This window comes from Nonomuraea lactucae, assembly GCF_003313395.1.
Lineage (GTDB): Bacteria > Actinomycetota > Actinomycetes > Streptosporangiales > Streptosporangiaceae > Nonomuraea > Nonomuraea lactucae.
Window position 1 is genome coordinate 1 of the sequence record NZ_QNFZ01000254.1, and the last position, 10,056, is coordinate 10,056.

Consider the following 10,056-nt stretch of genomic DNA (forward strand, 5'->3'; position numbering starts at 1 on the left):
CGGCCGACCGGCCGGCCGGGTGCGCCTTCCAGCCCCGCTGCCGGCACGCCCGACCGGCCGTCTGCGGCGCGGGCGGCCAGCCCGAGCTGGAGGTCGGCGACCGGCACACCACGGCGTGCGTGCGAACGCACGAGATCGAGAGCATGCGCGGATGAGCACCTCACCACTGGAAGTGACCGACCTGGTCGCGGAGTACCGGCTGACGGCGGGTGGTGCCGGCGCCGTGGTCCGGGCCGTGTCCGGCGTCGGCTTCGCCGTGCCCCGCGGCAGCACGCTCGGCCTGGTCGGGGAGACCGGCTGCGGCAAGAGCACGCTGGCGCGCTGCCTGGTGGGGCTGGTGAGGCCGGCCCAGGGGCGGGTGCTGGTCGACGGCACGGACATCGCCACGGCGCGCCGCCGGACGCTGGCCCGCCTGCGGCGCCGCATCCAGCTCGTCTTCCAGGACCCGTACGCGTCGCTGAACCCGCGCCTGAGCGTGCGCGCCGCGCTCCGCGAGCCGCTGCGCATCCACGGGCTGCACGCCGGACGCCGCGAGGAGCGGGTACGCGAGCTGCTCGACCTGGTGGGCCTCGACCCCGGGCACACGGGACGCTTCCCCAGCCAGTTCTCCGGCGGGCAGCGGCAGCGGATCGGCATCGCCCGCGCCCTCGCCGTCGAACCGGACATCCTGGTCCTCGACGAACCGGTCAGCGCCCTCGACGTCAGCGTGCAGGCCGGCGTGCTCAACCTGCTGCAGGACCTGCAGGAGGAGTTCGGCCTGACGTACGTGTTCATCGCCCACGACCTGTCGGTGGTGCGGCACATCAGCGACGAGGTCGCCGTCATGTACCTGGGCCAGATCGTCGAGCGGGCGCCGGTGGACGCGCTGTACGACTCGCCCGCCCACCCCTACACGCACGCCCTGCTGTCCGCCATCCCGGTCCCCGACCCGAAGGCCGAGCGGGCGCGCACCCGGATCGTGCTGAGCGGCGACGCGCCGAGCCCGATGTCCCCGCCGTCGGGCTGCCGCTTCCGCACCCGCTGCTGGAAGGCGCGGGACCGCTGCGCCACCGAGCCGCCCGCCCTGACCGAGGTCGGCACGGGCCACCGGGTCGCCTGCCACTACCCCATGGACATCTGAGAGAGGTACCGAGCGCCATGTCGTGGCAAGACTTCTACGCCGCCCGCCAGTGCGTCTCCCTGCGCCGGGGCCGCGGCCCGCGAGACCTCGTCCTGTCGGTGGACGAGGGCCCCGACGGCTCCCGGCTGTCGGTGTGGGACGTGCCGGCGGGAGTGACCCGCCCGGTGGAGGGCGAGGTCGGCAGTGACGCCGTGCTGAACGCCGCCGGCGACGCCGTCCTCAGCCACCATGCCGACAACGACTCCGAGATGGGCCACGTCATGGCCACCTGCCTCACATCGGGCGAGGTGCGCGACCTGACACCCGGCCTGCCGCCGTACACGCTGCGCGGGATCGACGTCGCCCGGGAGGGGGACCGGGTGGTGCTGACCGCCGTGGCCGAGGACGGGTTCAGCCTCTGGCTGGTCGCGGACGGCGATCCGCCCAGGCGGCTGTTCGACTCGGCGAACGAGGCGTGGAACGGCCTGATCTCCGCCGACGGGACGCTGGCGAGCATCGACGCCACCGATCACAACCCGAACGTCCGCCGCTTCGCCGTCACGGTCGTCGACACCGCCACCGGCAAGACCGTGACCACCCTGTCCGACGGCCCCGACGGCCCCGTCCGCGCCGTGCGCTTCTCCCCCGTGCCCGGCGACCCGCGCCTGCTCGTCTCCACCGAGCGGACCGGGTTCGCCCGCCCCTGCGTCTGGAACCCCCTCGACGGCAGCCGCGTGGACGCTGACGCCCCGCACCTGGCGGGCGACGTCGTCCCGCTGGACTGGTCCGACGACGCCGAGCGCGTCCTGCTGGCGCACGTGGACGGCGGTGTCCACCGGCTGCTCGAAATGGACACCGCCACCGGCGAGTCATTCCCCGTCGAGCACGCGCCGGGCGCCTACTTCGAGCCGGACGTCGCCACGGCGCACCTGAACATCTGGGCCTCACAGTACGGCTCCGACGGGATCCGGCTGCTGCGCCAGCGCTTCGACCTCCCCCTGACCGTCCTCGGCGTCGACCGCACCGGCCACACCACCACGCTGCGCGGCCCCGCCGCCGTCCCCGCCGCCGTACCGGCCACCTCACGCACCGTCCGCTCCGCCGACGGGACCGCCCTGCAACTGTGGACGTGCACGCCACCCGAGCGCACCACGCCCGGCCCGCTGGTCCTCTGGCTGCACGGCGGCCCCAACATGGCCGTCGTCGACAGGTACAACCCCCGGGCCCAGTCCTGGGTCGCCGAGGGCATCGGCTACGCCGCGCTCAACTACCGCGGCTCGGTCACCTTCGGACGCGACTTCCGCGAAGGGTTCCAGAACCCGATCGGCGACAGCGAGCTAGAGGACATCGAGGCCGCGGTCGGCTGGCTGGTCGCCGAAGGGGTGGCCGCCGGAGACCAGGTCTTCGTCAGCGGCGTCTCCTACGGCGGCTACCTGTCCCTGCTCTCGGCCGGCCGGCTGCCCCACCTGTTCGCCGGCGCCATGGCGTTCGTGCCGATGGCCGACTGGCTGACCGCCTACGACGACATGAACCCCGCCCTGCGAGGCGCGTGGCGCTCCTTCATCGGCGGCACCCCCGAGCAGGTCCCCGGCGCCTACCGGCGAGCCTCCCCCATCACGTACGTGGGCGACGTCCGGGCCCCCGTCTGGATCAAGCACGCCACCCACGACACCCGCTGCCCCCCGCGCCAGGTCCACCGGTACGCGCAGGCACTCGAACGCCGCGGCGGCGACGTCGTCCTCGACTGGTTCGCCGGCGGCCACGAAACCAGCGGCAGAGACAAGGACGTCCACGACCAGCGGCGCATGCTGGACCTCGTACGGACGGCACTGCGCGGCGAGCGCTGGGCCACCGGCCCCGTTGCACCACCCCCTGGAGACCGGCCGTGAAGGACGTGATCATCGCCGCAGCCTGGGTCAATGCGTAATAGTGCACATTCCGGCGTTGATCCAGGGGCCATGCGGCCGACGAACAAGAGGGCGTAATCACCATGAGGCACTGAAAGGGTCATCATGTCCAAGCGCATCCTCACCATTTCCGGCCTGGCACTCGCCACCGCCCTGACCGCCACCTCCCTCGCACCGGCCGCGGCGCAGGCCGCCACGCAGTCGACCCCCGCCGTCTACCTGGCGGCCAGTCTCGTCGGCGAGAACGAGGTGCCCGCGCCGGGGCAGAAGGTCGGCGACAGGGACGGCAGCGCGATCGCCGTGTTCCGCATCCGCGGCAGCCAGGTCGACTACGCCATCAGGTGGCGTCGCGTGGCCGCGCCGACCGCCTTCCACATCCACAAGGGCAGGGCAGGCCAGAACGGCGAGGTCAAGATCCCGTTCTTCGGCCAGGCCCTGCCCGGCTCGCTCACCGCGGTCAAGGGCACCGTCACGGTCAACGACTCCGCCCTGCTCGACGGGATCAAGCGCAACCCCGCCAAGTGGTACGCCAACCTGCACACCGGCGAGTTCCCCGGCGGCGCCGTGCGCGCCCAGCTGCACCGGATCCGCCCGGTGGCGCTCGAGTCGGTCCTGGCGCACGGGTCGGGGCACACGCTCTCGGCGGCGGCCGACGGCGAGCAGGAGGTGCCCGCCGCCGGGCAGAAGGTCGGCGACGAGGACGGTCGCGCGGGGTGGCTGGTCTGGGTGCACGGCACCAGGGTGAACTTCGCCACCGCCTGGAAGCGGATCGCCGCGCCCACCAACGGCCACATCCACCGGGGCAGGAAGGGCGTCAACGGCCCGATCGCGGTCGACCTCTTCGCGGCCTCCGGCGGCCTGCCGGACGGGATCAACGGCGTCGCCGGCAGCGCGGGCACGTCCGCCGAGACCGCCGCGGGGATCGCGCACCGGCCCAAGAAGTGGTACGTCAACCTGCACACCGGCGAGTTCCCCGGTGGCGCGGTGCGCGGCCAGCTCCACAGGGGCCACTGGTAGAGCGCCCGGCCGGCTCCGCTCTCAGGCCGGCGCGCGCGTGCGCGACCACCACGGTCCGCCTCCGGTCAGTCGGCCGGAGGCGGTGCCGTGTCGCCGATGGCCCGGGCGGCGTTGATCAGGCCGATGTGGCTGAAGGCCTGCGGGAAGTTCCCGATGGGCTCGCCCGTCAGGGTGTCCACCTCCTCCGCGAGCAGCCCGACGTCGTTGGCGTACGAGGCCGCGGTCCGGAACGCCTTCCTCGCCAGGGCGTCCTCGCCCGCCAGCGCCAGGGCGTGGGCCAGCCAGAACGTGCACAGCAGGAAGGTGCCCTCCTCACCGGGGAGTCCGTCGGCGGCGCGGTAGCGGTGCAGCAGGCCGCGCGCGTCGGTCAGGTGCTCCGCCACGGCCCGCACCGTGGCCCGCACGCGGGGATGGTCGCCGGGCAGGAACCCGACCATCGGCATCATCAGCACGGCCGCGTCCAGATCGGGGGCGGCGAACGCCTGCGTGAAGGCGCCCACGTCCTCGTTCCAGCCCCGGGTCATGATCGCGGTCCGGACCTCCTCGCGGGCGCGCGTCCACTCGCCGACGCGGGCGGTGGCCCCGAGCCGGGGCGCCAGGGCGATCGCCCGGTCCAGGCCCACCCAGCACATCAGCTTCGAGTGCAGGAAGTGCCGGTCGGGGCCCCGGATCTCCCAGAGGCTCTGGTCTGGCTCCGGCCAGCGGCGGGCGGCCGCGTCGGCCACGCCGGTCAGGAAGGAACGGGTGAGCGCGTCGAGCGTGCCGGAGTCGCGGCACATCTGGTGGGCCGCGTCGAGCAGCTCGCCGTAGACGTCGGTCTGGCGCTGCAGCCAGGCGTCGTTGCCGACGCGCACGGGGGCACTGCTCCGCCAGCCGCTCAGGTGGGTCAGCGGCCGTTCGCTCAGGTCCCGTTCGCCGCCGACGCCGTACATGATCTGGAGGTCCATGCCGAGGTCGAGCTGGGTGGCAGAGGCGCGGGCGAGGAAGGCGAAGAAGGCGGTCTCCTCCAGCTCGCACGCCGACGTGGACAGCGCCTGGAGGGTGAAGCTGGCGTCGCGGACCCAGGTGTAGCGGTAGTCCCAGTTCCGCTCGCCGCCGACCGTCTCGGGCAGGGAGGTGGTCGGCGCCGCGACGATGGCGCCGGTGGGGGCGAAGGTCAGCGCTCGCAGCACCCGGCCGCTCAGGCCGACCTGGTCCTGCCAGGGACCCTGGTATCCCTGGTGCAGTTCCGACCAGGAACGCCAGCCCGTGAGGGTGTCCTTGAGCCGGCGGCGCACGTAACGCCGGCTGCGGAGCGGCGGTTGGGGTCCCCAGGCCCAGCCGGCCTCCAGGGCCATGCCCAGGCGTTCGCCGGCCCGGAGCGTGACGGTGGCATCGGCGACCGAGCCGTTCACCCGCAGGTCGACGGGTGAGGACAGGGTGAGGACGTGAGCTCCGCCGTGCGCGACCACACCGTCGCGGACGGCTCGCATCAGCGGCTTGACCAGCCCGAACTCGGGTCTCGGCGCGTACGACACCTCCACGGGGACGCGCCCCTCGACACAGGTCGCCTCGCGCAGCAGGACGCCGGGCGAGGACACGCCCATCGAGTGGCCGCGTTCCCTGCCGCCCAGCGCGAGGGCGTCCACCAGGACCACCGTCCCGTCCCGGCCGTGGAACGTGGTCTCAAGGACCAGGCTGCCCTCCAGGTACCTTCGGGTCACCTCCGTGGTCCCGGCCGGGCGGATCGACCAGTGTCCGGCGCTCTCGTCGAGCAGCCTGGCGAAGATCGACGGGCTGTCGAAGCGCGGCGCGCAGAGCCAGTCGACCGAGCCGTCCGAGGTGACGAGGGCCGCGGACCGGCAGTCCCCCAGCAGCGCGTGGTCGCTGATCGGCCGCGTGCTCAACGTGGCCTCGCCCGCTGCTCTCGGTGCCGCTCTCCGTGCGACTCCCGGCGCTGGTCCCGGTACGGCTTCCAGCGGTGCCGGATCACGTAGGCGAGGGCGGATCCGGCGAAGAGCACGCCGGTCACGAGGAGCCACCGGCCGAGGTACGGGCTCGTGTCCAGCCCCGTGGACCTGCGGTAGCCGTCCTCGGACAGGCCCAGGATGAGCGGGAACCACATCAACAGCAGCAGCCCGGACAGCGCGGCGGGCACGCGCACGTAGTTGGTCGCCCGGCCGGCGGGACCGGTCCGCGCACGGCCTCGATGCCACGGGCGGCGCCGCGCGGCGACGTCGGTGAGCGAGTACAGCGGGTACAGCACCAGGTCGTGAACGATCGCGGCGCCGACGAACCACACCAGGAACCCGATCAGGATGCCCGCGGCGGCGGCGCGACCGGCGGCGTACCCGGCCACGGCGAAACAGGCGAGCAGCGCAAGCAGGTGCCACGGGGCGGCCCCGTACCGGGCGGCCGTCCAGCGGCGCATGTCACCGATCTTGGAAGGCATGTCCTCACCCGCTGCGCGCCGGGCGGAAGGTGAGCTTGCGGACCCATTTCGTGTTGTGGACGCCGGGGGCGTTCGGCACGATGATCCGGGCGGGAAAGCCGTGGTCGAGAGAGAGATCGGCGCCGTTGACCCGCAGGGCGAGCAGGGAGCGGGGATCGGCCACCTGCTCCGCGCTCAGCGCCGCCCGGCCGAAGGCGCCCCTGCGCTGCAGGGAGCGGACGACCACGTACCACGAGCCGGGCACCGCTCCCGCCAGCCGCGCCAGGTCGGCCAGCCGGACACCGGTCCACGTCTGCTCGGTCGACCAGCCCTCCACGCAGGCGATCGGCAGAACGTAGGTGTGCAGCGGCATCGCCAGCAACTCCGCGCGGTCGAGGCGCGCCGGAGTCGGGCCGGCCAGCTCCAGTCCCCAGGCCGGGCCGGTCGCCGCCGGATCGATGCCGATCTCGCTCGCGGCCTTGTTCACCTGGAAGTCGTTGGGGCCCGGACCGTAGTCGCGTCCGTGCGGGGCGAGCAGCGCCGTCTGCCGCAGCGGCCCGTCCAAGGTCTGCCCGACCGACAGGCCGAACGTCATGAGGGAGGCGCCGCCGACGAGTCCGAGCAGGCCACGGCGGGACATGGTCGGATCGGCCGGGCGGGCGGGGACCAGACCGTCCGGGTCGGGTGGTTCCGGCCGGGTGGCGTCCAGGCCGGTCCGCAGCTCGCTGAACAGGCTCCGCGACCGCAGCGACCGGACCATTCTCGGCAGCTTGAAGGCGACATGGACCACGAACGCCGCGAGGAAGATCCACGCCCCGTACAGGTGGGCCGGGTAGAAGGAGAAGGGGAAGGCGTAGAAGAGCTGGATGTTCATGATGCCGGTGACGAACTCGAACACCGCGCCGCCGACCAGGAGGAGCAGGCTGGCGCGCTCCACGGCCTGGGCGACGGAACAGGCCGGCGGCCACACGAACAGCTTCGGGATCACCGACCACAGCTTGGCCAGCAGCACCGGCACCAAGGTCAGTCCCAGCACCACGTGGACACCCTGCGTGAACCGGTAGAGCCAGACGGGCCGTGTCGGCCAGTCGAAGAGGTAGAAGGCCAGCAGGCCGCTGTCGGGGGTGGTGTCGTTGCCCGGCAGCCGCGGATCGTAGGCCGCGTACGACACCAGTCCGGTGATCGCGAGGATCGTGATCCCGAACAGCAGCACCAGGCCGAGCATCGAGGTCAGCCACGGCCCGCGCAGCGGGCTGCGCCAGAACTCCGGCCGGAACGGTCCCGGCGGCGGATGCTCGTTCAGCCAGGTGAGCGAGTCGCGTCCGGCCCGTACGGCTCCGGGGCCCGCCTGGGAGGTGGGCTCGTGGCCGTGATGGTCATCTCCTGTGGACGGCTGATCTGACATCCGGATCACCCCGAAACCAACGCCCGCCGCGCACCGGAACACGTTGAAGAGCGGGCGAGTACTGGGCGTTTTATTACGCTATGCCGGAAATGCCTCTTTTATGCAGTTTAGCGGTATGTTGTCGATCTCCAGCGGTCAGCCGAGCCTGCGGACGGCCTCCGAGCAGGAGCCCCGCCCCACGGGAAGCCACAACGCCGACGGTCTCCGGGGTGCCCCGCCGACCGGCCGGAACACCCCGTCCGGGACGCTCGCCAGTAGCTTCTCTGGGCAGCGATGGTAGTGCCGTCCCAGGTCCTTCGGGAACCCGCGGAGATCCGCCCGGCGCGAGACCACGATCGCGGCGAACCGCCGTTCGGCCACCGCCCGGGCGATGCTCTCCTCCAGCCGCGCCCGCGCGGCGCGGTCGGTGCCGCGCAGCACGTCAGCGGCGGCGGCCCGATGAGCCACCGGCTGGAGCCCGGCCAGCATGGCCAGGCCCGGATCGGAGAGCACCGCCACCGGCCCGCCGAACCCGGCCAGCCACGCGCGGAGCCGGTCACCCACCTGGCGGTCCGCGACGCCGGGGACCATCCGGCCGGGGGCGAAGGTGGTGGCGGCCAGGACCGCGATCTGCGCCACGACCAGCGCCCCGGCCACCGCGCCCCGCAGGCTCGGCGTCGAACCGCCCATCCCGATGCCGGCGAGCACCGCCACGCTCGCGTAGACGGGGATCATGTTGTTCACCGCGCCGCCCGTGTGCACCAGGCCGGCACAGCCCTCCACGGCCAGCGCGAGGCAGCCCAGCCCGACGACCGGCGACACCCGTCGCACCGCGAGCAGGGCGGCTCCCAGCGCGAGGCCCAGCGCGGGCAGCAGGTACCAGGTCCAGAACCCGCCGAACGCGGCGGGCTTCAGAGGGTGCTGCGAGAGGACCGCGAAGACGTAGAACACGTACCAGCCGTGGCTCATCGCGTTCAGGACGAGCGTGGTCAGCGCGGCCACGCCCGCGAACGTCACCGCCAGCACCGCCCCCAGCCGGCGCCGGCGTCCGCACAGCACCGCCACGCTGATCGCCACCGCCTCGGCGAGCGCGCTCTGCTTGGTGAGGAAGGCCGCCCCGAGCAGCAGCCCGGCCGCCACCGCGCCCGCGGGGCGGCGCGTCCACCTGGCCGCGTACAGCCCGGCGAGGCTGAAGAAGAGGAACAGCGAGTCCACCCGGGCGAAGTCGAACCAGGAGGCGGCGGCGAAGTAGGTCGCGGCGTAGAGCCCGGCCGCCGCGACCCCGGCGGCCAGGTCCCCGCTCTCGCGCTGAACCAGCCGGGCGAGGACGACGAAGCAGCCCAGGGTCGCGACGAGCGAGACCAGCCGGAGCGGGAGATAGGAGACCCCCAGCACCCCGGCCACCGCCGCCGACGCCGCGAAGTACAGCGGCGGGTAGGGGGCCGGCACGTAGTCGACCGTCGGAGACGCGTAAAGCGGCCGGCCGGTCAGCAACCGGTCCACCTCGGCCAGGGAGCTGCCTTCGAGCCACTCCAGAGCGTACGGATAGCCCATCCGCCAGGCGGCCGTGCCCACGCACACGCCCATCGCGACGAGTCCCGCCACCGCCGCGAGCACGACGGGCGACCGGCGAGCGCGCGACGTACCGCTCAAGGGCGGCGTACCGCTCAAGGGCGGCGGATCGCTCAAGGGCGGCGGATCGCTCAAAGCGCGAACGGGACGACGTGAACGGCCACACCGGTGACGTTAACGGCGAACTCCCCGACGTTAGGGCCTCGAACTGGTCATTTCTCGGAAATGCGGTGCCCGGCCGGGACAGGTCGAGCGGTCCCGCGACCCTAGCGTCTCGCCATGGAGATCGATGTGGTGCTGCCCTGCCTCGACGAGGAGGCGGCGCTGCCGTGGGTGCTGGGGCGGATGCCGGCCGGCTACCACCCGATCGTGGTCGACAACGGCTCGACCGACGCGTCCGCCCGGGTCGCCGCCGAGCTCGGCGCGACCGTGGTGACCGAGCCCCGGCCCGGGTTCGGCGCGGCCTGCCACGCGGGGCTGACCGCGGCCACCACCGACGTCGTGTGCTTCATGGACGCCGACGCCTCGCTGGACCCCCGGCAACTGCCGCTGGTGTCCGGGCCGGTCCTGGCCGGCGAGGCGGACCTGGTGCTCGGCCGGCGCGTCCCGTCCCCCGGCGCGTCCTGGCCGGTGCACGCCCGGCTCGCGAACGCCGTACTGGCCGGGG

The 10,056-nt window shown here is 73.3% G+C and carries 8 protein-coding genes; 4 read left to right on the top strand and 4 right to left on the bottom strand.

Annotated features, from left to right (window positions below):
- Positions 1-151 precede the first annotated feature (151 nt).
- The 3 genes from DQW85_RS16135 to DQW85_RS16145 all read left to right on the top strand — a co-directional run bounded on the left by DQW85_RS16135 (position 152) and on the right by DQW85_RS16145 (position 4,023).
- The gene (locus DQW85_RS16135; RefSeq protein ID WP_113701127.1) at positions 152-1,120 is read left to right on the top strand and encodes an ABC transporter ATP-binding protein; all 969 of its coding nucleotides are present in this window, start codon (positions 152-154) and stop codon (positions 1,118-1,120) included.
- Between the two features lie 17 nt (positions 1,121-1,137).
- The gene (locus DQW85_RS16140; RefSeq protein WP_113701128.1) at positions 1,138-2,988 is read left to right on the top strand and encodes a S9 family peptidase; all 1,851 of its coding nucleotides are present in this window, start codon (positions 1,138-1,140) and stop codon (positions 2,986-2,988) included.
- A 123-nt stretch (positions 2,989-3,111) separates the two neighbouring features.
- Positions 3,112-4,023 (top strand): CHRD domain-containing protein, encoded by a 912-nt coding sequence (locus DQW85_RS16145; protein WP_113701129.1) that lies wholly within the window; start codon positions 3,112-3,114, stop codon positions 4,021-4,023.
- Between the two features lie 65 nt (positions 4,024-4,088).
- Here the strand turns inward: DQW85_RS16145 and DQW85_RS16150 are convergent, their stop codons facing one another.
- From DQW85_RS16150 to DQW85_RS16165, 4 genes are all read right to left on the bottom strand, one after another.
- Positions 4,089-5,909 (bottom strand): glycoside hydrolase family 15 protein, encoded by a 1,821-nt coding sequence (locus DQW85_RS16150; protein WP_113701130.1) that lies wholly within the window; start codon positions 5,907-5,909, stop codon positions 4,089-4,091.
- A complete protein-coding gene (locus tag DQW85_RS16155) occupies positions 5,906-6,454 on the bottom strand; it encodes a hypothetical protein (RefSeq protein ID WP_205315161.1) in 549 nt (182 codons plus the stop codon). The genes DQW85_RS16150 and DQW85_RS16155 overlap by 4 nt, the downstream gene beginning before the upstream one ends.
- A 4-nt stretch (positions 6,455-6,458) precedes the next feature.
- Entirely contained in the window at positions 6,459-7,838 is a 1,380-nt protein-coding gene (locus DQW85_RS16160; protein WP_205315162.1) for a molybdopterin-dependent oxidoreductase, read from the bottom strand.
- Positions 7,839-7,973: 135 nt separating this feature from the next.
- A complete protein-coding gene (locus DQW85_RS16165; RefSeq protein ID WP_162795033.1) occupies positions 7,974-9,470 on the bottom strand; it encodes an ArnT family glycosyltransferase in 1,497 nt (498 codons plus the stop codon).
- Between the two features lie 198 nt (positions 9,471-9,668).
- Here DQW85_RS16165 and DQW85_RS16170 point away from each other — a divergent pair.
- Positions 9,669-10,056: glycosyltransferase family 2 protein (locus DQW85_RS16170; protein WP_162795034.1), on the top strand; the 388-nt coding region annotated here is incomplete at its 3' end.

Bases quoted from the DNA above. Each gene is read 5' to 3' on its own strand.
- DQW85_RS16140 (WP_113701128.1), top strand. From the start codon at position 1,138: ATGTCGTGGCAAGACTTCTACGCCGCCCGCCAGTGCGTCTCCCTGCGC.
- DQW85_RS16155 (WP_205315161.1), bottom strand. From the start codon at position 6,454: ATGCCTTCCAAGATCGGTGACATGCGCCGCTGGACGGCCGCCCGGTAC.
- DQW85_RS16145 (WP_113701129.1), top strand. From the start codon at position 3,112: ATGTCCAAGCGCATCCTCACCATTTCCGGCCTGGCACTCGCCACCGCC.
- DQW85_RS16135 (WP_113701127.1), top strand. From the start codon at position 152: ATGAGCACCTCACCACTGGAAGTGACCGACCTGGTCGCGGAGTACCGG.
- DQW85_RS16160 (WP_205315162.1), bottom strand. From the start codon at position 7,838: ATGTCAGATCAGCCGTCCACAGGAGATGACCATCACGGCCACGAGCCC.